The organism is Anaerotignum neopropionicum (assembly GCF_001571775.1).
GTDB classification, from domain to species: Bacteria; Bacillota; Clostridia; order Lachnospirales; family Anaerotignaceae; genus Chakrabartyella; species Chakrabartyella neopropionicum.
In genome coordinates, this window is the sequence record NZ_LRVM01000011.1 from 1 (window position 1) to 21,183 (window position 21,183).

A 21,183-nucleotide genomic window follows, 5' to 3' on the forward strand; every position below is an offset into this window, starting at 1 on the left:
CACTGCCCAAGACAGGGCAGACAGCAAGCTGGCTTTTGCGTAGCAAAAGTGATGACCACTCACTGCCAAAGACAGGGCAGACAGCAAGCTGGCTTTTGCGTAGCAAAAGTGATGACCACTCACTGCCAAAGACAGGGCAGACAGCAAGCTGGCTTTTGCGTAGCAAAAGTGATGACCACTCACTGCCCAAGACAGGGCAGACAGCAAGCTGGCTTTTGCGTAGCAAAAGTGATGACCAAACCCTTGTGGGTGTTTGAGGGCAAAACCCTCAAGATTTTGACTTTGTCTTCAGACCTTCAAATACCAATTTTGTAAGGCTGAAGGGGTTGGAAAACGAAGAGTTTTCCAAAATCAATTCCGCAGGAGGGACTTTGCCCATCCGAGGAGAATAGTGAGTTTCAAGACCTTTGGGTCGCAGGAACTCATCTATTGAACCTCTGTCTACTTGAAAAAAGCTTAAAGGAACTGAGCTTTTTTCAAAGGGAGCCGATTTTAACGGCTCCCTTTTTGTTTTTATATGATCATACGATGAAGCTGTATCTCTTCTTTTACCACCACATGCAGCCTAACTGTCTCAGGGATAACCTCAACAATACGATCCCATTCACCAAGGGCCTTTTCCTCCTTGCTTAGAGGTGCCTCACCCAAAATCACACGGGTGATTTCTTCCTTCTCAATAAAGCCGCCTACGCAACCTGCTACGTCATTATCACATTGTACATGTATACACGCGCCTAGTCTGCTGCCGTAATCAATCAACTCCTGTAATCGTTTTAAAGTGTCCTTTCCGTCAAACACGCTGGTTCCCTTTTGAACATGCAAAATATGTAATTCTCCGTCATTTGCCAATGCCAACGAAAAGCCATAGTCAATTAATCTTAAGGCATTCTTTTGTGCGGTAGCCAGTACCAATACCTTTTCTTTTTTTTCTGTAATCATTGGAACTCCTCCTTATAGTATAGAGTATTTCCCCTTTTATAATTTCATTCTAACAGAAAAATCTTAGAATACGGCAAGAATTTGTTTAAATCTTTCTTACAATTCTATCTCTTTGTTTCCAAGGATGCGCCCACAAAATCCCTAAATAAAGGATGTGGTCTATTTGGTCTTGACTTAAACTCAGGATGGAACTGCACGCCAACAAACCAACGGTTATTTTGGTTTTCAATCATTTCAACCAATCTGCCGTCGGGCGAAAGCCCCGTGATAGAAAGCCCAGCTTGTGTCAAAGCATCCCTGTAGGTATTATTAAACTCAAAGCGATGACGGTGTCTTTCCCAAATAATGGGCTCTCCGTAGGCCTTTCTTGCAAAAGTATTTTCCCCAATATGGCATTCGTAAGCACCAAGGCGCATGGTTCCACCTAGGTTTTTGATATCCTTTTGATCAGGCATCCAATGAATCACAGGGTGAGTTGTTTTTTCATCCACCTCTGTAGTATTGGCTGTTTTCCAGTCTAAAACATTTCTTGCAAACTCAATGACCGCACATTGCATACCTAAGCAAATGCCAAAGAAGGGAATGTCCTTTTCTCTTGCGTAGTGGATTGCCTCCATCTTTCCTTCAAGCCCTCTGGTGCCAAAGCCGCCGGGAACCAAAATCCCCTGGCAGGTGCCTAAAACCTCATCCACATTTTCCGCCGTTAATTCCTCTGAATCAATCCAATTAATGTTTACCTTGGCTCGGTGATAAATGCCCCCATGGTGCAAGGCCTCCGCAACGGAAAGATACGCGTCTTGCAGCTCCACATATTTTCCCACCAAAGCAATGGAAACCTCCTCTTTGGGATGGCGCTCCTTCTCCAGCATATCCATCCAGTCCTCCAGCTCCATCTTTTTTTCAACCATGCCAAGCTTGCGACAGGCAATTTTTTCCAATCCCTCCTTCATCAGCATCAAGGGCACCTCATAAAGGCTGTCGGCATCAAGATTTTCAATGATACAATCCTCATCCACATTGCAAAACAGGGCAAGCTTATCCTTCATATCCTGGCTGATGGGGCGCTCCGTACGGCAAACAATAATATCCGGCTGAATTCCAATGGAAAGCAGCTCCTTTACGGAATGCTGGGTAGGCTTCGTTTTCATTTCCTTCCCCTTGGATAAATAAGGGATTAGCGTAACGTGGATATAGAGACATTTTTCCCGTCCCAATTCTCTGCCAACCTGACGAATGGCTTCCAAAAAGGGCGTGCTTTCCATGTCACCTACAGTACCGCCGATTTCCGTAATAACCACATCCGCACCCTCTCCTGCGGCATACACACGGCCCTTAATTTCATTGGTAATATGAGGGATCATCTGCACCGTAGCCCCTAAATATTCTCCACGTCGTTCCTTTTGCAAAACAGACCAGTAAATTTTCCCAGTGGTTACGTTGTTGGTCACCTTTAAATTTTCGTCAATGAATCTCTCATAATGGCCCAAGTCCAAATCCGTTTCGCCGCCATCTTCGGTAACAAATACCTCGCCATGCTGATAAGGGCTCATGGTTCCCGGATCCACGTTAATATAAGGGTCAAATTTTTGAATCCGAACACTATAGCCCATTGATTTCAAAAGTCGGCCTAAAGATGCTGCTGTAATGCCTTTTCCTAAACCCGAAACCACACCACCTGTTACAAACACATACCTTGTTTCCATCGTCTCTCTCCTTTTTTTGTGCCAATCCTCAACGTCTTAGACCATAAAAAATCCTTTTTAAAGCTTTTTCAAAGTCTTATAGTTATAAATATTAATAACCACATTTTGCAAAGTGGTCAAACTGTCGAAAAACCTATTTTATAAAACAGAATCCGCAGGATGAGCCTTGCTCATTCCAGGACAATAGGGCGTTTCAAGACCTTTTAGTCACAGGAACCCATCTATTTGTCCTCTGCTAACTTGAAAAAAGCTTGAAGAAACCGAACTTTTTTCAAAGTGGTCAAATGATCAAATAAAAAACATTCACCTAAACCTTTTCTTTCTATAAAAAAGGCTGAATCCAAATAATTCCTTCAACAAAAAGAGAGACTGCAAGCCTGGTTTTATCCCTTCTTGCAGTCTCCTTTGACTCCAATTTATTCTGTTGCATTGCCTTCATTTGAATCCTGGCCACTTTCCTTGGCTCCTTCTTCAATTTCAACAACAGGCAACCCATTCTCATAGGAAAAAACCGCAGTTGTGTTATTTTCTAAAGCAACACCTTGCCAAATTCCCTCTGTTCCATCCAAAAATTTCATTTCAACCTGCCAGCCGTTCTCTGCTTTTGGCAGTTCACCGCGAAAAGACACAGGCATTACATAATTTTGCTTCCAAACCTCTTCCTGGAGCAAATTATCCGACCAGTCAGCTTCCTCGTCGGGACGTACTCTTAATATTCCAACATCTTCTCCTGTCTGGTTCACAAAGTCAATGGAAATATTTTCTTCATTGGCAACAGGTCCATTTTCGGCCTCACTACAGGCAGTCAACCCCAATATTATACCAAACAACACTGCCCCAAGCCACAGTTTCTTTTTCATCGCTTCTTCTCCTTGCTGTAAAACTACTTAACCTTGTGACTCATAATTTACGATTTCCACTTTTTCTATCACAACATCCTGCAAAGGCTTCTTGCTTTCAGCATCCACCTCAGTGGCAGCAATTTTATCTACCACATCCATCCCCTCAAATACCTGCCCGAATATAGTATAAGGCTTGCCAAAAATATTTTCAAGCTCAATACTACCGCCATGCTCGGTATAATAATCCAAAACAGCATCGGGAAATAGGTCGTTTAAAGTATAAAATTTTTCCCCTAAGGTAATGCCCACATCCTCATTTCCGTCCCTTGTTTGGCGAATGGCATCAACACCCTGTTCCGTTACTTGCTTATTTTGCACAATAAAAAACTGACTGCCATTGGTATCGGGGCCGCTGTTTGCCATTGCCAAAGCACCACGGTAAAAATGGAGGTTTGGGGATATTTCATCCTCAAAAGCCTCTCCCCAACTGCTTTTGCCGCCTCTTCCTGTTCCTGTAGGATCTCCGCCTTGAATCATAAATCCTTCAATCACTCGATGAAAAATCACACTGTCATAATAACCGGACTTGACCAGTGTTTTAAAATTTTCCACAGCCTTTGGTGCCTCTTGGGGATAAAACTGTAGCTTGATTACCCCTTCCGATGTGGTGATTACCGCAACCTCGTCACCCTCCTTAGGCATCTGTGCCTGTAAAAAGGTGTCAGAATCCTGAGCATTATTATCATTTGCATCCTGTACTTTATTTGTTTCCTTTGCATCCTTTGCAGAACAGCCTGCTGTAAAAAGCAGCAATGCTACCGCAAAAACGAAAGCAGCATATTTTTTCATGTCGTATCCTCCTCGTTATTTACCGTTACCATTGTTTCCACAAATCACATTTTAGCATTTTATATTTTTTATCGATATGTGTCAATTTATTTTTCTTAATTATTTATTAAAACTTGCGAATTTGTGTCAAAACACCTTGTGTTCCGTCGGACAAACCACTTTTTTCCATTTTTTGGATATATTTTTCCCTGTTTTTATAAAGAGAATTAATGTTTTCCAATAAAGCCATTGGTGTCATTTCCTCCTCCGGAAGCACTCGGGCAAAGCCCTGTTTTGCAAAAGAGGCGGCATTTAAAATCTGATCTCCTCTGCTCGCATTTTTGGAAAGTGGAATCAGCAAATGAGGTTTTTTTAACGCCAAAAATTCGCAAATTGAGTTGCTCCCCGCACGAGATACGATGATATCTGAGGCTGCAAATAAATCCGCCAGTCCGCTGGAAACATACTCAAACTGCTTGTAACCCCTCTGCTGCAAAAGGTTCTGCTCCAAGTTGCCTTTTCCACAAAGATGAATAATATGGAAATTTTGTAAAAGCTGCGGCAGCTGTGCCCTTAAACACTGATTGAGCTTCACTGCCCCAAGGGAGCCGCCCATCATTAAAAGCACCGGCTTTGTACCATCGAATCCGCAAATTTCAAAACCTTTTTCTTTTTTTCCTTCAAACAATTCCCTGCGAATAGGAGCGCCTGTATGCACGCCTTTTTTCTTTGAAATATGCGCCAGTGTTTCCGGAAATGTGGTGCAAATCACCTTTGCCCAAGGCATAGCAATTTTATTGGCTAAGCCCGGGGTAATATCCGATTCATGGATGATTATAGGCACACCCATTGCCTTTGCCGCCAAAACCACGGGCACCGCCACAAACCCGCCCTTAGAAAAAACCAAATCCGGCCGAAGCTCTTTCATAAGCTTTTTTGCTTCCACAACACCCTTCACCACACGAAACATATCGCTGAAATTTTGCTTTGAAAGATAACGACGCAATTTCCCCGTAGGAATACTATAATAAGGGACTTTTTCCGCCTCAATCAGGCCGCGCTCAATGCCCCCTTCAGAGCCGATATAAACAACTTCCCATCCATCCTCTTTTAAAAATGGTAACAGCGCCAAATTGGGCGTAACATGCCCCGCCGTTCCACCGCCCGTTAAAACGATTTTTTTCATGGTTTCCCCACCTTTATTTCTTCTGATTTTCATTTATATAGCTTATCAGAAATCCCTTTGTGTATCCATAGTTATTTTATGCTCTTTTAGGCAAGAAAACAAACCTTTTCGCATAAGATGATAGAAAAAAAGAAAAAGGAGCCTGACCAATGTATCCATATAACAAAAAAACACAACTCTATGACAAAGCACTTGTTGTAAAAGAAAGGGTAAACGAAGTACCCCAAGAAAACCAAATGTCCGTCTTAGCCGAAGATCAGCATTTAATGGAACTCATCAGCATGGCACAGCAAGACAGCGGCGATATGGCGGAACGCTATTCACTCCTCATGGCCGACCCTGATATGGCGCCTTCCGCCAATATTTTAAGGGCAATGTATCTGGATGAATTAAAACATATTAATCAGCTAAAAGATGCCTATTTCATGATTACAGGGGAAAGAGATGATGCGCAAATCATGGGCAATCCGCCAGACACCACCGGAATGGAATTATTGGAAGATACACTGCTTTTGGAAATGGATAACGGTAATTTTTACCGCAACTTGTACCTAACCATGCCTACACAGGAATTAAGAGATATTTTTTATGAAATATCCACAGATAAAATGAGCCACAGCAACGCTTTAGCATATTTATTTTCTAAATATTATAGAGCTTAATGCTGGGCAAAGCCCTCCTTTCGTGATATACTGAGAATAAAAATTGAAAGGATGGACTGCCCATGAGCGACTGTATATTTTGTAAAATCATAAACGGAGATATTCCCTCTGCCACCATATATGAAAACGAGGAATTCAAAGTAATTTTAGACAGATTCCCCGCCAATGAGGGTCATGTTTTAATCGTTCCAAAGCAGCACTATTCGAATATTTTTGACATTGAGCCTGCCCTGGCGGGCCGTTTATTTGTGCTTGCAACAAAAATTGCAAGGGAAATGAAAAATGTGCTGGGCTTTGAACATTTGAATGTAATGCAAAATAACGGCACCGTTGCCGGGCAAACCGTATTTCATTTCCATCTGCATCTCATCCCCCGCTATGAAAACGATGGCATTAACATCAGTTATACACCTATGGATTTGACGGATGCACAAATCGAAGCCATGCGCAAAAAATTGGAAATAAACCTGTAATTCTATTCATGACGCAAAAAAAATTTGTATTCAGTCGGCCCTAGTCGGCTGAATGCATTTTTTGAAAGCCAGAAAAAACATATCATCAAAGTCCAATTGCTCCTTTTAAATAACTTAAAGGAGCTGTTTTCATTTTCGGATATTTTCCTTTCGCATTGTTCTTTCTCTTTTGGGGAAAGCTGAGATTGAGGTGTTACTTTATGGACAAAACAGATTACGGCACGCTTATTCTTTTTTTATTTTTGTTTTTATTCATGACCTTTTTCAGCCAAAGTCCTTATGTTAATCTGGCTAGGTTTCTGGTAATTTGCCTGTGTCTGATTCCCGCTATGCGCCACGGCGTTTTAACGGCGGCGTTTTTCACCGTAATCAGTGATGGAGTTTTGCTTTTTACCCCTTATTATAAAATCGGCATTTATTTTTTTTGCCTTGTCCATCTATGTTATATTTCCTTCTTTCTGGACAAGAAACCACCTCTTTTACTATTTTTCTTTAGCTTAGCTTTGCTCGCCTTCCCCCTTCCCATATTGGGAGCATGCTACGCAATTCTTTTTTTGATCCACATCCTTCTTGCCTATTCTCTTTGTACGCAAAAAAAGGCAAAACCTTTTTGTCAGCTATACCTTTTAGGTCTTTTCCTTTTTCTTTGCTGCGACATCTTAGTGGCAGTGGGCTATTTTACTGCACCCCAGCCCGTTCTCATCTGGATATTTTATGCACCTTCTCAGCTGCTTTTGGCTTTTCGTGCCAGAGGGTTGCAACCTCAGCCAAAATCGTTTGTTCCCGATCTGTAATAAAGGTCAGAACTTCCTTGCCGTCATCCTGGCTATGTATGAATGTTTTCATAATAACCTCATCACCACGCACGCATTCCTTACGGTAAACAATGCGCACATCCGCCAGCTGCATCCTGTCATATATTTCATCCGGTACATCGTCCATGGCCCACTCCAAATACTTCACATTATTTGCATGGCCATTGGTATCCGTATCTCTTCTGGTGATTACCAAGGGGCGAATGGCAGCAACTGCGCCTTCAACTTCCTTTGGCATAAAAAACTTTTCCCCAGGAATTGCGGACTCTTGTCCAGAATGATAGCGTAACACCATTTCATCGGGAATATTTGCGGGCTTACGCTTTTCTAAATCCATAAAAATCCAGCGAGAAATGCCCTTCATGATAACTTCATTTTTCTGATCCAAAACCCTAAAGCAACGGATTGCCTGCATTCTGCGGCATTTTTCACACCATGTTTGAACGGTAATGGTTTCTCCTAGCTTGGGCATTCTCTCTACTTCCAAATGCCAGTTTATCACAGCCCAGCCCATCTGTTTTTCCGTCAAATACTCCACCGGATACCCCAAAGAATCCGAATGATTAATTGCCCCCTCTTGTAAATGGGAAAACAACGCAGCAGGCGTTATCAATCTATTTCCATCCACCTGAAAATAAGATATTTTCCGGCGCTCTTCATAACCAATTTGTTCCACTTCCACTTCCTCCGTTTCCTTAAAGCATGGGCGAGATTAACCTTGCCACAGCTTCTTTTACCTTAAACCATCGTCTTCTTCTGTAATACCAATCCTTGGTTATTTCAACCGAGCTCTCCAAATCATGCATAAAATCAGCCTCCAACGACTTTGTTAGTCCAGCGTCAAACATAAATGCATTTACCTCAAAATTCAAGTCAAAACTACGTACATCCATATTGGCTGTACCAACGGAGGCAACCAAGCCGTCAATGCATAGGGTTTTTGCATGAATAAAGCCCTTTTCGTATTGATAACAACGCACTCCAGCCTCCAATAACTCCCCCAAATAGGACATACTTGCCCAATACACAAAAATATGGTCAGGATTGCCGGGAATAATGATGCGCACGTCAATCCCCGACAGAGCCGCAACGCGCAAAGCCTCAAAAATACCATCATCAGGTACAAAATAAGGTGTGGTTAAATAAATATGATCCTCCGCCTCATTCATCATTTTAAAATAGCCGTTGCGGATGTTTTTCCACTGGGTGTCAGGCCCGCTGGATACGATTTGGGTTTCCACGCCATCCCACTGTTCTCGTTCAGGAAAATATTTGTCCTCAAGGGCAACCTTACCATTTTTTGCGGTAAAATTCCAGTCCATCACAAAACGGATTTGCATCTGATCCACCGCATCCCCTTCAAAACGAAGGTGGGTATCTCTCCACGGGCCATAGCGTTTTACAATGCCTAAATATTCGTCCCCTACGTTAAAACCACCAATATAGCCGATTTCACCGTCAATAATGCAAAGCTTTCTATGGTTTCGATAATTTAAGCGCACAATAAAAGGGGGCAGAAAAGCAGCCGTATATCCCCCCACCTCGTGCAGCTTATCGAAGAATTTTTTCGGCAGTGCCGAATTCCCCATACCATCATATAAAATACGTACCTCTACACCCGCCTTGGCTTTTTTTACCAATTCCTCCACCAAACGCGCGCCAAGCTTGTCTCCTCGCCAAATATAATATTCCAGATGAATAAATTTTTTGGCCTTACGAATATCCCGCACCAAGGCTTCAAATTTATCTTTTCCTGCGCTAAAAACAGTAACCTTATTATTAAAGGTCATCCAATTACCGGAATTTAAGTGGAGATAGGCCAAATCCGTTAAGTATTCCGCCTCAACCAAGCGCCCGCGGCTTTCAATCAATGCTTTTTGCCGCTGAATTTTTTCTATGCAATGGCGATCATGAAATAAATATTTGTAATAAACCTTTTGATCATAAACTTCCTTCTCGCAAAACATTTTTTCCCGTTTGCCGTTTTTCCCAAAAATCAAGTAGCTTAAAAAGCCAAAAATCGGAATAAAAAATAACACCAGCAGCCACGCCCATGTGCTGGCGGGATTTCTTCTCTCGAAAAAGACCATCAGCCCGGCCAAAAGCACGTTGATCACTAAGATAAGCAATATCAGATAAGCCACCACCGTGAGAACCTGTGAACTCATGAAAGTCTCCCCCTCTTATGTATCGAGTTTCTTGTAGTATACTATATTCTTCCAAAAATATGCAAGGTGTGGCGTGTATAAAAAATGTGAAATTTTCTTTTTTTCTACTTCCCTAAAAACGAAATCAATGTTAGAATAGATAAGTATGAAATGCACATGCGTAAACTTTTGTTTGCGTAAAATTAAGGAGGAACGATTTGTGAATTATTCAGATGTGTTGATTATTATTACTGTGGTATTAGCCATTATTATTGCTCTTTTATACTATTTTAATAAAGTTAATATGCGCAAAATGGTACAAGCACAGGACTTTATAGACAGCAACCGCGCTACCGTTCAGATTTTTGTCATTGATAAAAGACAGGAAAAGCCCTCTCCTTCTAATTTGCCAAAAGTCGTATACGACCAAATGCCCAGAACCACAAAAATGCGTAAAGCCAATTTGATTCGTGCAAAAATTGGGCCTCAAATCACTACGCTTATTTGCGATAAACCGGTTTACAATGTAATTCCTGTGAAAAAAAGCGTTAAGGTTGATTTGGCGGGAATGTATATTGTTGGAATTACCGGCATGAATCTGGAGAATAAAAAGAAAAAAACACTTACCGAAAAAATGTCCCTTAACTTAAACAGCAAAATCTCCAAAAAATAATACTTGGCCTTTAAAACCTCTTTGCAGCTTGCAACAGAGGTTTTTCATTTTTACAAAACAATAACCGATACCAATAAGATGAAAACCCTAATTAAGTATCGGTTTACGCCTTAAAATGCAACTATCTTTTTAGGGTGGACTACCTTCTTAAAAGCTTACCTTCAAGCTTTTTTAATGGTAAAGAAGATAAACTGATGTATTCCTGGGCTCAAAAGAGACTAAAACTTCAATTTCCTCCTATGGACAAAGGCACCCTGAGGTTGCATTGCATTAACGTTCTTTTTCACACTCAGTAACCACCGACCAGGCACCGAAAGTATAAAGACAGGGTTTATAGGAAGAAGAACAGCAGTCTTTTCCCAAACCTTTCCGTTGTATAAAAATGGCTTTGTGTTTCGTTTGGAAAATGTTTTTTAGCGGTTTAACCACCACGTACCAAGGTTTAAATATGCCGCAAAGCATAGCCACAGGATATAAGGAATTTGCAGCCTTGCCGCCAGAGGCGAAATTTTGCCAAATGCTTTTGTCATCGCCAAAACCAAAATCAAAAGGAAAAGCAACCACACAAAGGCAAAAAATCTCCATTCAAACGTAAAATAAAAGAAGCTCCAACAGAAATTAAACGCAAGCTGGATGAAAAACAGCATTAGGGCCTCTTTTTTCTTATCGTCGTTAGAGCAGTATACAATGGCGGCACCAATGCCCATTAAGATATAAAGAATTGTCCATGCAACGGGAAAAACCCATGACGGCGGGGAAAGGGGCGGTCGGTTCAAAACCTGATATTGACCCATGGCCTCCATATTCAAAAATCCCGATAACACACCAACTCCTAGCGACAATAAAACAAAAAATAATGCAACCGCTTTTTTATTGCCCATCATTCTTCCTCCTTTTACAATGAATCATCATGTCTTGGTAAATTATATTACATGCACAAAAATTCCATTCAAAAAAGTTGTTTCTATTTTGTATCTCTTAAAACATAAAAATTAATATTGAAGCCTTTTTTCTCTACAAAGGCTTAATTTCCAACAAAAAATGCCTCCCCAGCACCCTAGCAAGAAAAGTTTGTACTGAAAAAGCATTTTTTGAAATATATGCGTAGGTTAAAAGTAACATACACGCCTGTTTATATTTTCCGCACCAAAAAGGTTTCCTTACGCCCCCTTTTTGCAAGCTAAAATCCTTTTTTTTAATGATTCCTTTTCCCCTTGAGATTGAAAAGAAGCGTCGGCGGCATACAAAAGCATTTGAAGAATGTCATCCTCTGTAAAGCCCATATCGTGGATACAATGGTCGTATTCCTTGTCTAAGGTTAAATCAAACAATGTCATATTGTCTGTATTTATGGTGACACGCATCCCCAAATCGTACATCTTTTTTACATAGTGCTCACCGTAGCCCATTGTACTTTGACAGCATACATTACTGGTAGGGCAAATCTCAAAGGTTACTCCCTCTTGTATTGCTCTTTGACATAATGCCGCATCCTCATAAACATGATGACCATGACCCAATCTTTTCGCCCCAAAATTCAAAGCATCCTCAACGGTTTCAGGGCCTTGGCTGTCTCCTGCATGGCAGGTAAAAGGAACGTCCATCTCCCTTGCCAAATCAAAAACAGGCGCAAAGTTTGAAAGGGGCACAATACCCTCTGCGCCCGCCAAATCAAGGGCAACAACACCTTTCCCCAAATATTCCTTTGTCAGGCGCACGGTTTCTAAGTTTTCCGCCATATTTATCGCTTCCGCCCCGATGCTCATGGCGCACAAAATGATCCCAATACCGATTTCTTGGTGTTCCTGCAAGGCAGCTTCTCGGCCGGCTAAAACCCCATCGATTGCGTCCCTTTGGTTAAGTTCCCCCCTTGTGTGAAGCTGTGGCGCAAAACGGATTTCTGCATAAGCAACACCCTCCTTTACCAGCCAATCAATTAACTCCTGCGTTACCCGTTTTAAGGAAGCCTTGTCCTGCAAAATTTGAACGGGTATTTCAAACCGCTCTAAGCACTCATTCACATCCTTGCAATTTTTGGGCACCATAATCAAAGGAATGAAGCTTTCCAAATCCTTCGCAGGCACTTCAATCCCCTGTTCTTGTACTAATTCCCAAGCTGTTTGAGGCAAGATTGAGCCATCCAAGTGTAGGTGCAAATCTATTTTGGGGTAATTGTATTTCATATCAAATCCTCCTTTGTTTATTGTTTTTATCATACTGGATTTCCCCCTTTTCTGTCAAAAAAAATAGAAAAATTCCCTTTCATTAGCCATTTATATCATCTAACGAAAGGGAATTTATATTTTTAGACTTCAATCAGATCAATTTTTAAGCACCGGTAGGTTCGGAACAGTGTTCCGAGAACTTCCTTTTGCTTTCATTTATTTTTTACCGTGAAACAGCTTTTTCGTCTGATATTTCGGCTCACAAGTCAAATTCACACCAAGCTTTTGGAGTACATTTTCATCCACATTGGAAAGAATTACCGAAGAATGCACCTCGGCGCACTTTAATTTTTCTAGCTGCTGCAACGCCAAACTTGCTTGTTCATCTGTTGTGGCACTGATGCACAAGGCAATTAAAACTTCGTCCGTATGCAAACGGGGATTATGGTTTCCAAGGTTATTCACCTTTAGCTTTTGAATCGGCTCAATGACCGTAGGAGAAATTATCTTTGCCTCCTTAGGGATACCTGCCAGCTTTTTGAGGGCATTGAGCAGCATTGCCGAAGATGCGCCCAATAAAGGTGTGGTTTTTCCTGTCACAATGGTTCCGTCAGGCAGCTCCATTGCTGCACTTGGCCCATTGGTTTCCTGGGCTATTTTAACCGCCGCTCCCACCACAGGTCGATCCGCCACAGAAACACCCACCTGCTTCATTAATAATTCCAGTCTAAAAATTACATCCTCATCCAGGTCGCCCTTTCTCTGCTCACAAAGGGCCTTGTAATATCTGCGGATAATTTCATTACTAGATGCCTCTCGTACCGCTTCGTCATCGATAATGCAATTTCCAACCATATTTACCCCCATATCGGTAGGTGATTGATAAGGGGATTTCCCATAAATTTGTTCAAACATTGCATTTAAAACAGGAAAAACCTCCACATCTCTGTTATAGTTAATGGTGGTTTCGCCATGTGCCTCCAAATGGAAGGGATCTATCATATTGACGTCGTTTAAATCCGCCGTAGCCGCTTCATACGCCACATTCACAGGATGGCGCAAAGGCACATTCCAGATGGGGAAGGTTTCAAACTTTGCATATCCAGCCTTTATCCCTCTTTTATGCTCATGATACAGCTGAGAAAGACAGGTTGCCATTTTTCCGCTGCCCGGGCCGGGTGCTGTAATTACAATCAAGGAACGCTCCGTTTCAATATAATCGTTCTTCCCGTAGCCATCATCGCTTACAATCAGGGGAATATTGGCAGGATAGCCGGCAATGGGATAATGCTTATAAACCTTAAGCCCCAATGCTTCCAGCTTCTTTTCATAGGCAATCGCCGCTGCTTGTCCACTAAACTGTGCCAAAACAACACTACCCACATATAAGCCATACCCACGGAAGGCATCAATCAAGCGCAGCACATCCATGTCATAGGTGATTCCCAAATCACCACGCACCTTGTTCTTTTCAATATCCCCCGCATTGATTACGATTACAATCTCTGCATCCTCCTTCAACTGAAGGAGCATATTCACCTTGCTATCCGGCTTAAAACCAGGAAGCACACGAGAAGCGTGGTAATCATCAAACAGCTTCCCACCAAACTCCAAATACAGCTTTCCACCAAATTGCCCAATACGCTCTTTGATCCTCTCAGACTGCATTTTTAAATACTTTTCATTGTCAAAACCAATTCGCATCATTGCTTAATTCCCCCGCGCTTTTTTGTCCATTTTTTTCACTACGGTATTAAATTATACTATTCTTTTTCATATTATACAAATAGAATTTATTGAAAATCCTTAACCTTGGGCGCTTGTTCAACAAAGTCTTTTCTCATTTTAAATTTGGCTTTGAAAGGAAAATCCTTTTACCTGTAAGCGCTTACCTTGTTACAGAAAGACAAAATATCTCCACTTTTTTTGCGCCCTGGCGATATAAGGCACGGCTGCACTCATTTAGTGTTGCACCTGTGGTTAAAATATCATCCACCAAAAGAATACATTTGTCCTCACAGTTTTGAGCTGTAAAAACATTCCTTAGATTTTCCCTGCGCTCCTTGGCGGATAGCTTGCTCTGAGGTGTTGTCGGTTTCGTTCTGGTGAGAATGTTCTTTTGATACCCAATCCCAGTACTCTCATGAATGCTGCTGCAAAGAATTTCCGCTTGGTTAAAACCCCGTTCTTTTTCTTTAAGAGGGTGCAGGGGAACACTGGTCATAAAATCTATTTCCTCTATCCAATCCTTGTGGTAGGAGCGCAAAAATTCACCCATCAGCCGACCAAATATCTTGCCATCCTTCTTTGCACCGTCAAATTTAAACCGGGCAATCCCGTCCTTCAACGCTTCATAATAAAAAGCCGAAATCCCTCGTTCAAATACAGGATTATTCTCTAAGCAGGAATGACAAACCTCACCAAACTCCAATTCTTTCCCACAAAATTTGCATCGGTTTCCTTTTAAATACGGGATGTTTTCTCCGCAGCTTTTACAAAGCCCCATCTCCCATTCCTCTATGGACAATAGCTCACCGCATAAAACACAATAAGGAGGATACAGCACATTTAAAAACCTCTCCACAAAGCTTTTCATTGCTGCACCTCCTGTTCATGCATGAAATCATATAAATTGCGTATTCGTTCAGCCAAGCCTGTATATCGCCCAATCTCTCGGTTATTTGCAATCATGCCGTTTACCGTTTCCCGCAAGCCTACCAGCACCACCAATTCCTTCGCCCTTGTTACAGCGGTATAAAGCAAGTTCCTGGTCATCAGCATGGGGGGGCCGCTATAAACGGGCAAAATCACCACAGGATATTCACTCCCCTGAGATTTGTGAATGGTAATGGCATAAGCAAGCTCCAACTCCTCCAACTGGGTAAAATCATAGTCAACAACCTTTCCGTCGTCAAACAACACCTGAAGGATTTCGTTCTCCTCATCAATTTTTATAATTCGCCCTGCATCACCATTATAAATTCCCAAGCCCTCATCCGTACGCTTTCCCGCTTTGTTAAAGGAGCGCCACACAATATTATAATTATTTTTAATCTGCATTACCTTATCGCCCTCTCGGAAGGTTGCCTGGCGAAACTGCTTTTCCTTCTTTTTATGGGAAGGAGGGTTTAAGGTTTCCTGTAATACTTGATTTAAACTTTGCACTCCAAGAATTCCTTTGCGCATGGGGGTTAATATTTGCATCTCAGCCAAGGCATCATGCCCCGTATACTTGGGTAAGCGGCTTTTCACCAACTCCTGTATTGTCGTCAGCACCTCTTGGCCGTAGGCACGGCGCATGAAAAAGAAGTCTGTTCCGTTCTCATTTAAAACAGGCTCTTCCCCTTGATTAATTCGGTGGGCATTCATAATAATTGCGCTTTCTTGTGCCTGTCGGAACACATGGCGCAAGCGCACCACACGCAGGCGCTCGCTGCGAATCATATCCTTGAGTACATTTCCAGCACCAACGGACGGCAGCTGATCCATATCACCCACAAAAATAACCGCAGTTTCGTTTTGCACCGCCCGCAGCAGGGCATGCATCAAATGCAAATCCACCATGGAGGTTTCATCAATAATAATGACATCCGCCTCTATGGGATCATCCTCGTTTTTATCAAAAACCTGCCGACGGTTATCGTCACTAACAAAGGTAGTTCCTAATAACCTATGAATTGTTTTCGCCTCCACACCCGTTGCCTCTGTCATTCGTTTTGCGGCACGTCCCGTGGGTGCTGCAAGCACCACTTCCTTACCTTCCTTTTCCAGCAATCGAAGAATGGTATTGATGGTTGTGGTTTTCCCTGTGCCGGGGCCGCCTGTAATAATCAGCGCTCCGCCCGCCATTGCCTCCATTACCGCCTGCCGCTGCTCGGGAGCCAATAACACCGCGGTTTCTTTTTCTACCTGCTGAATCTGCTCCTCAAGGGTATTCAAATCTGTACCTTCGCAAACCATGGATAATTCCAACAAGCGTTTTGCCACTGCCATTTCTGCATAATAATAGAAATTTAGGTAAACCCCGTCCATCTCTCCCATTTTTTCCTGCCAAAGCTGGCTTTCCACCTGCAACTCTCGAATGGCATTTTCCACCATCAATGAATGAAGCTCCAAAAGTGCAACCGCCTCGGCAATCAGTTTATCCTTAGGTAAAAAACAATCCCCATTTGAAGCCGCTTGGTTTAATACGTATTTTACCGCCGCCTTAACACGGTTGGGATCGTCCTCGGCAATTCCTGCATTCGCCGCCATTTTATCCGCCATTTTAAAGCCGATTCCAAAAATATCATCGGCCAAGCGATAGGGGTTTGTTTTTACAATATCAAACGTCCTGCCCTTATATTTTTTATAAATTCGCATGGTATACGCTGGGGAAACTTCAAAGCCCTGTAAAAACATCATAACCTTACGAAGTTCGTGCTGTTCTCGAAAAATTTCGGAAATCCGCTGGGCCTTTTCGTGGGTAATGCCCTTTATTTCCGTGAGCAAATCCGGTTTTTCCTCAATCACATAAAAAGCGGCATCACCAAAGCGTTCCACAATTTTTTTGGAGGTTTTGGGCCCCAGGCCTTTGATTAAGCCGGAACACAAATACTTTTCCATGCCGCCTTGAGAGGTGGGCATGAATTTCTCATAAAATTGAACCTGCAATTGCTTCCCATAAGCGGGATGGTTGCTCCAATTTCCCCGTACCTCCAAGCTCTCTCCCGAATGAACCATAGGAACAACACCTACGCAGGTAATTTCTTCTCCTTGGGAAAGCACTGTAAAAACTGTATAGCCATTTTCCTTGTTTTGGAAAATAATATCTGCAACCTCGCCCTTTAGCACAACGTCCTCCAAGCAACACCCCTCCTTTGCGAAAAGACAAGTTCTCGGGATGCAGTCCCGAACCGTAAAATCAAGTTCTCCAAAAATCAAATTCTCGGGACACCGTCCCGAACCCTGCAAGCCTTTGTAAAGGCTTGACCTAAACTTTATATTTGCAAAAATATACATTTTTGCTGAAACTAGCAAAAAATGTATTCCTTTAACGATTTTCTTTACGTTACGTTGTTTGTATTATCAAAATAGCAAAAAGTTAAATTATAAAATATAAGCTTTTAATTTTTTTAATATATTTCCTAATACTTAGAAATTTTGTTCAAAAAAACAATACAAATTTTTTTTAGTATATCACACCAACAGGAAAAAGGGAACTGAAGTTCTTACATTTTTTTGCAAAAAAAGGTGCCGAATATCTCGACACCTTTCATGAATTCAAAAAACACAAAAATTAAAACTTATCTTTAAATACGTTAACCTTATCCAGCTTCTCCCATGGAAGGTCTAAATCTGTACGTCCAAAATGACCATAAGCTGCAATTTGCTTGTAAATTGGTCTTCTTAAATCGAAGTTCTTAATGATTGCCGCAGGGCGCAAATCAAAGTTTTTCTGAACAATTTCTGTAATTTCTTCATCGGAAATTTTGCCTGTTCCATAGGTGTTCACCAGAATAGAGACTGGCTGTGCAACGCCGATTGCATAGGCCAACTGCACCTCGCACTTCTTTGCAATGCCACTGGCAACAATGTTTTTTGCAACGTGTCTTGCTGCATAGCAAGCAGAACGGTCAACTTTTGTGGGGTCTTTGCCGCTGAAGGCACCGCCGCCGTGGGCTGCATAACCGCCGTAGGTGTCAACAATAATCTTTCTGCCTGTCAAACCGCTGTCGCCCATAGGGCCGCCGATAACAAAGCGTCCTGTAGGGTTAATATAATATTTTGTATTTTCATCCAAAAGCTCCGCCGGAACAACTTTTTTCACAACATGCGCAATAATATCTGAGCGAATTTCCTCGTTTGTTGCATCGGGATCATGCTGAGATGAGATAACCACCGTATCCACCCTTGCAGGCTTATCGTCGATATACTCCACCGTAACTTGAGATTTGCCATCGGGACGCAAATATTTCAATGTACCGTTCTTTCTTACTTCTGTCAATCTTCTTGTCAATTTATGAGCCAAGGATATGGGCAAAGGCATCAATTCCTCTGTTTCATCACAGGCAAAGCCAAACATCATGCCCTGATCCCCTGCGCCTGTGTCAAATTCACTGTCATCTTCCCCTGTTTTATGCTCCAGTGCCTTATCAACCCCCATTGCAATATCCGGTGACTGGCCATGGATAGAAGTAACAACCGCACAGGTTTCACTGTCAAAACCAAATTTTGCACGGTTATATCCAATTTCATTTAAGGTGTCTCTAACAATTTTTTCTACATCTACATATGCACTGGTGGTGATTTCACCCATTACAAAAACAATACCTGTTGTTGTTGCTGTTTCGCAAGCAACCCTCGCATTGGGATCCTTTGCCAACAACGTATCTAATACGCCATCGGAAATCTGATCACAAATTTTATCGGGATGTCCTTCCGTAACAGATTCGGATGTAAATAATCTTCTGCTCATTTTTTTCCCTCCTGTAATAAAAAATAGTTTTCCTTGTGAATAGAATGCAGGGAGAGATGTTTCACTATACTGCCAAATCATAAAAAAATTTGACAAAAAAATCGATTGTTAAAAATCGTTATTTTTTGGCAATAAAAAAACCCTAAAATCAGGGTATTATTACATTCTCATCTTCCGTTTAACAAACGGGGGAATTGGCACCGATGCGTAAAACGCCGGTTGCCGGGTGTCACAGGGCCCTGTCCCTCAACCACTCTTGATAAGTACTCTATTCACATTGTATGATGCATTATACCAATGTTTCAGTCATATGTCAATATTTATTTCATGAACATTCATAAAGAATTTTTCAGGCTGAATACAAAGTCAAAATATTGAGGACTTTGCCCTCAAACACCCACAAGTATTTCACCCTTGAACCGTCTAAACCCGTATAGAATTAGGGTTATATAATAATTTTCGGTCTTGCTTTTTTAAAAATCAAGTGGGTTTGGGTCATCACTTTTGCTCCCCAAAAGCCAGCTTCGCTGTCTGCCCTATCTTGGGCAGTGAATGGGTAACGCCCAAGGTTTGTCTACGTTCTGGAATATTCATAATAATATCTGTCAATCATTTTGTAAATAGGGTTTCAATTTGCTTTCCCAAGCATCCGTCAACCTTTGCAAATTCCAAGCGGCATTGGCAGGGCTGGTAGATGGCAAAAGAATCATGGGGATTCCCGTTTGCCTATACTGGTGCTTTTGATAAAGACGAAATGCCGTACCTCCGTTTCCAAGCACAGGAATTCTGCCTGCTGTTTGTATTATTTCACTTAAATCGGCGGGCACAACATTACGAATAGAGCTATCGCTGCTGCCTTGAATATCACAGCTTTCTATAACATCGTAAAGGGCAATGCCCTTTGACAGTAAAAACGCCTTTTTCTCCTCAACGCTTTCGGGCAGAGTGACAGCGGTTATCTGAGCAAGTACCCGCCAAAAACGGTTTTGGGGATGTCCATAGTAAAAGTTATTTTCCCGGGATTTCACAGACGGCGCCGTCCCCAAAATCAACACTTTGCTATCCTCATTATAAATGGGCAAAAAACTGTGAGTTACACGCTCCCACGTCTGCGCCTTCATAAGCACACCTCCCCCCTTGCTGTCTGTGTTTTTTTCCATTCCGAAAGCCAAGCCTTATCCTCCGGGGTAACCCGAAAGGACTCCCGTGCCTTTTGCACAAACTTCGCCTTTACCTCATAGGATAAGCTATTTCCCTCTAAATATTGATGCACCATTTCAGGGTTCTTTGCCCAAGCAGTGGCTAACAGCCACGCCTGCGCCATCTGCACATAATAAAAATCGGAATCCACCTGATCTGTTTTAAGCAAAACCTCTTGTAAATAGGGCTCCTTCAAATAATGGCTTAGCATTATAATCAACCCAACGCGCACAACCCAAGGGTTTTCTTCCTTTAGATATCCCTTTGCATGTTCAAACAAAGCATCCTGATTTTTCGCCGCTATCTTCTTTAAAGATGCACAAAACACATCACAATGAGCCCAATTTTCCACAAACTCATAAGAATAAATGTCACAATAACCTAAAAACTCTTTAAACTCCATAGGCACTTGGGCAGCCACAAGGCCATAAAGCAGCCGTTCCTCATAGGTATCCTTCTTACAGACAGCAAAAAAATCCTTTCCCGCAAGCTTTGCAAGCTCCTTGGCTTTTTGCCGCAAAACAGGTATACGAATACCAATTACAGGCAATGCTGAGCATAAAAGCTTTTCATGAAATAAACGATATTTTTCGTCCTGCAAGGACAGAAGCTCCTTGTAAAATGATTCATAAGCCTCTGCTGTCCAACCATACTCTCTCATAAAACCATCCTTTCTTTTGGGTAAAAGAACAAGCGACCTTCTTGTGGGAGAAAGTCGCTTGTCCTTAAGGGTCGTCATTGCCATATAACGAAAACAATTTGGGGGGCGTTTTCGCTACATTCGGTAAGGCAATAACAAGAAGAGATGAAAAGTTTGATTCAAAATAGTTTGACGTTAGGAGAAAGCATCAAACTACAGAAGCAAGCAATAGTAAAATTTGCCACTGAAGGCAAACGATTCAAAAAAGGCGTCAAAACATTTTATTGTCTTTCGACGCCCCTGTCGGACTATGTATTTATATTGCATCATTTTTGTCAACTTGTCAATGAAAATTTTACTGGTTTTTCGTTTTGTCTATTTTTTACATGCTAAAATTGTAAGAAATAACAAAACCATTGTCAAGCTTCATTTTTTTTGTTACCATAAAATAAA

General features: G+C 41.9%; 20 protein-coding genes and 1 riboswitch. Of the genes, 5 read left to right on the forward strand and 15 right to left on the reverse strand.

All coding sequences use genetic code 11. The features are described 5' to 3' along the window. A partial coding sequence (locus CLNEO_RS12840) for a hypothetical protein (protein ID WP_157723585.1) occupies nt 1-257 on the forward strand: 257 nt, incomplete at its 5' end. A 256-nt stretch (nt 258-513) separates the two neighbouring features. Here the strand turns inward: CLNEO_RS12840 and CLNEO_RS12845 are convergent. The 5 genes from CLNEO_RS12845 to CLNEO_RS12865 all read right to left on the reverse strand — a co-directional run bounded on the left by CLNEO_RS12845 (nt 514) and on the right by CLNEO_RS12865 (nt 5,498). Further along, complete coding sequence (locus CLNEO_RS12845) at nt 514-939, reverse strand: adenine nucleotide alpha hydrolase family protein (RefSeq protein ID WP_066089822.1); 426 nt, start codon at nt 937-939, stop codon at nt 514-516. A gap of 104 nt (nt 940-1,043) precedes the next feature. Further along, on the reverse strand, nt 1,044-2,642 hold the full coding sequence (locus tag CLNEO_RS12850) for a CTP synthase (protein ID WP_066089825.1): 1,599 nt from the start codon (nt 2,640-2,642) through the stop codon (nt 1,044-1,046). Nucleotides 2,643-3,058: 416 nt separating this feature from the next. Next, on the reverse strand, nt 3,059-3,502 hold the full coding sequence (locus CLNEO_RS12855; RefSeq protein ID WP_066089828.1) for a hypothetical protein: 444 nt from the start codon (nt 3,500-3,502) through the stop codon (nt 3,059-3,061). Nucleotides 3,503-3,529: 27 nt separating this feature from the next. Further along, complete coding sequence (locus tag CLNEO_RS12860) at nt 3,530-4,333, reverse strand: peptidylprolyl isomerase (protein ID WP_083532015.1); 804 nt, start codon at nt 4,331-4,333, stop codon at nt 3,530-3,532. Nucleotides 4,334-4,439: 106 nt separating this feature from the next. Continuing rightward, nucleotides 4,440-5,498, reverse strand: a complete 1,059-nt coding sequence (locus CLNEO_RS12865) for an undecaprenyldiphospho-muramoylpentapeptide beta-N-acetylglucosaminyltransferase (protein WP_066089831.1) — start codon at nt 5,496-5,498, stop codon at nt 4,440-4,442. A 149-nt stretch (nt 5,499-5,647) separates the two neighbouring features. On the opposite strand from CLNEO_RS12865, the gene CLNEO_RS12870 reads away from it, so the two are divergent. The 3 genes from CLNEO_RS12870 (at nt 5,648) to CLNEO_RS16805 (ending at nt 7,427) form a co-directional block, all read left to right on the forward strand. Next, on the forward strand, nt 5,648-6,160 hold the full coding sequence (locus CLNEO_RS12870) for a hypothetical protein (protein WP_066089834.1): 513 nt from the start codon (nt 5,648-5,650) through the stop codon (nt 6,158-6,160). Between the two features lie 62 nt (nt 6,161-6,222). Further along, nucleotides 6,223-6,633: an HIT family protein gene (locus CLNEO_RS12875; protein WP_066089837.1), complete on the forward strand. Its 411-nt coding sequence runs from the start codon at nt 6,223-6,225 to the stop codon at nt 6,631-6,633. A 329-nt stretch (nt 6,634-6,962) separates the two neighbouring features. Then, nucleotides 6,963-7,427, forward strand: coding sequence for a lysoplasmalogenase family protein (locus CLNEO_RS16805; RefSeq protein WP_408605487.1), 465 nt, complete (start codon nt 6,963-6,965; stop codon nt 7,425-7,427). Here CLNEO_RS16805 and CLNEO_RS12880 read toward each other — a convergent pair. Continuing rightward, nucleotides 7,333-8,124 (reverse strand): acyl-[acyl-carrier-protein] thioesterase, encoded by a 792-nt coding sequence (locus CLNEO_RS12880; protein WP_066089840.1) that lies wholly within the window; start codon nt 8,122-8,124, stop codon nt 7,333-7,335. The two genes, CLNEO_RS16805 and CLNEO_RS12880, sit on opposite strands and share 95 nt — an antisense overlap. Before the next feature lie 19 nt (nt 8,125-8,143). After that, entirely contained in the window at nt 8,144-9,616 is a 1,473-nt protein-coding gene (cls, locus tag CLNEO_RS12885) for a cardiolipin synthase (protein ID WP_066089843.1), read from the reverse strand. A 199-nt stretch (nt 9,617-9,815) separates the two neighbouring features. Between cls and CLNEO_RS12890 the strand changes: the two genes are divergently transcribed. Further along, nucleotides 9,816-10,268, forward strand: a complete 453-nt coding sequence (locus CLNEO_RS12890) for a hypothetical protein (protein ID WP_066089846.1) — start codon at nt 9,816-9,818, stop codon at nt 10,266-10,268. Between the two features lie 413 nt (nt 10,269-10,681). Here CLNEO_RS12890 and CLNEO_RS12895 read toward each other — a convergent pair whose 3' ends face one another. The 8 genes from CLNEO_RS12895 to CLNEO_RS12930 all read right to left on the reverse strand — a co-directional run bounded on the left by CLNEO_RS12895 (nt 10,682) and on the right by CLNEO_RS12930 (nt 20,751). Further along, nucleotides 10,682-11,149: a TspO/MBR family protein gene (locus CLNEO_RS12895; RefSeq protein ID WP_242864209.1), complete on the reverse strand. Its 468-nt coding sequence runs from the start codon at nt 11,147-11,149 to the stop codon at nt 10,682-10,684. A gap of 279 nt (nt 11,150-11,428) precedes the next feature. Continuing rightward, nucleotides 11,429-12,451, reverse strand: a complete 1,023-nt coding sequence (add, locus tag CLNEO_RS12900) for an adenosine deaminase (protein WP_066090053.1) — start codon at nt 12,449-12,451, stop codon at nt 11,429-11,431. Nucleotides 12,452-12,649: 198 nt separating this feature from the next. Further along, on the reverse strand, nt 12,650-14,137 hold the full coding sequence (locus tag CLNEO_RS12905) for a DUF1846 domain-containing protein (protein ID WP_334292159.1): 1,488 nt from the start codon (nt 14,135-14,137) through the stop codon (nt 12,650-12,652). 184 nt (nt 14,138-14,321) lie between these two features. After that, complete coding sequence (locus CLNEO_RS12910) at nt 14,322-15,029, reverse strand: ComF family protein (RefSeq protein WP_066089854.1); 708 nt, start codon at nt 15,027-15,029, stop codon at nt 14,322-14,324. Continuing rightward, nucleotides 15,026-17,278 carry an SF1B family DNA helicase RecD2 gene (gene recD2 / locus CLNEO_RS12915; protein ID WP_066089857.1) on the reverse strand — a complete coding sequence of 751 codons (2,253 nt, stop codon included), beginning with the start codon at nt 17,276-17,278 and terminating at the stop codon, nt 15,026-15,028. Before recD2 ends, CLNEO_RS12910 begins: the two co-directional genes overlap by 4 nt. A gap of 433 nt (nt 17,279-17,711) precedes the next feature. Continuing rightward, nucleotides 17,712-18,890 carry a methionine adenosyltransferase gene (gene metK / locus CLNEO_RS12920; protein ID WP_066089859.1) on the reverse strand — a complete coding sequence of 393 codons (1,179 nt, stop codon included), beginning with the start codon at nt 18,888-18,890 and terminating at the stop codon, nt 17,712-17,714. A gap of 164 nt (nt 18,891-19,054) precedes the next feature. Then, nucleotides 19,055-19,156: riboswitch (SAM riboswitch) on the reverse strand. A 339-nt stretch (nt 19,157-19,495) separates the two neighbouring features. Further along, complete coding sequence (locus CLNEO_RS12925) at nt 19,496-20,011, reverse strand: DNA-deoxyinosine glycosylase (RefSeq protein WP_066089862.1); 516 nt, start codon at nt 20,009-20,011, stop codon at nt 19,496-19,498. Then, complete coding sequence (locus CLNEO_RS12930) at nt 20,008-20,751, reverse strand: DNA alkylation repair protein (RefSeq protein WP_066089865.1); 744 nt, start codon at nt 20,749-20,751, stop codon at nt 20,008-20,010. The genes CLNEO_RS12925 and CLNEO_RS12930 overlap by 4 nt, the downstream gene beginning before the upstream one ends. Nucleotides 20,752-21,183 lie beyond the last annotated feature (432 nt).

Coding starts and splice junctions, on each gene's coding strand:
- CLNEO_RS12895 (WP_242864209.1), bottom strand. CDS start 11,149: ATGGGCAATAAAAAAGCGGTTGCATTATTTTTTGTTTTATTGTCGCTA.
- CLNEO_RS12925 (WP_066089862.1), bottom strand. CDS start 20,011: ATGAAGGCGCAGACGTGGGAGCGTGTAACTCACAGTTTTTTGCCCATT.
- CLNEO_RS12850 (WP_066089825.1), bottom strand. CDS start 2,642: ATGGAAACAAGGTATGTGTTTGTAACAGGTGGTGTGGTTTCGGGTTTA.
- CLNEO_RS16805 (WP_408605487.1), top strand. CDS start 6,963: ATGCGCCACGGCGTTTTAACGGCGGCGTTTTTCACCGTAATCAGTGAT.
- CLNEO_RS12860 (WP_083532015.1), bottom strand. CDS start 4,333: ATGAAAAAATATGCTGCTTTCGTTTTTGCGGTAGCATTGCTGCTTTTT.
- CLNEO_RS12855 (WP_066089828.1), bottom strand. CDS start 3,502: ATGAAAAAGAAACTGTGGCTTGGGGCAGTGTTGTTTGGTATAATATTG.
- metK (WP_066089859.1), bottom strand. CDS start 18,890: ATGAGCAGAAGATTATTTACATCCGAATCTGTTACGGAAGGACATCCC.
- cls (WP_066089843.1), bottom strand. CDS start 9,616: ATGAGTTCACAGGTTCTCACGGTGGTGGCTTATCTGATATTGCTTATC.
- CLNEO_RS12910 (WP_066089854.1), bottom strand. CDS start 15,029: ATGAAAAGCTTTGTGGAGAGGTTTTTAAATGTGCTGTATCCTCCTTAT.
- CLNEO_RS12905 (WP_334292159.1), bottom strand. CDS start 14,137: ATGCGAATTGGTTTTGACAATGAAAAGTATTTAAAAATGCAGTCTGAG.
- CLNEO_RS12870 (WP_066089834.1), top strand. CDS start 5,648: ATGTATCCATATAACAAAAAAACACAACTCTATGACAAAGCACTTGTT.
- add (WP_066090053.1), bottom strand. CDS start 12,451: ATGAAATACAATTACCCCAAAATAGATTTGCACCTACACTTGGATGGC.
- CLNEO_RS12875 (WP_066089837.1), top strand. CDS start 6,223: ATGAGCGACTGTATATTTTGTAAAATCATAAACGGAGATATTCCCTCT.
- CLNEO_RS12865 (WP_066089831.1), bottom strand. CDS start 5,498: ATGAAAAAAATCGTTTTAACGGGCGGTGGAACGGCGGGGCATGTTACG.
- CLNEO_RS12845 (WP_066089822.1), bottom strand. CDS start 939: ATGATTACAGAAAAAAAAGAAAAGGTATTGGTACTGGCTACCGCACAA.
- CLNEO_RS12930 (WP_066089865.1), bottom strand. CDS start 20,751: ATGAGAGAGTATGGTTGGACAGCAGAGGCTTATGAATCATTTTACAAG.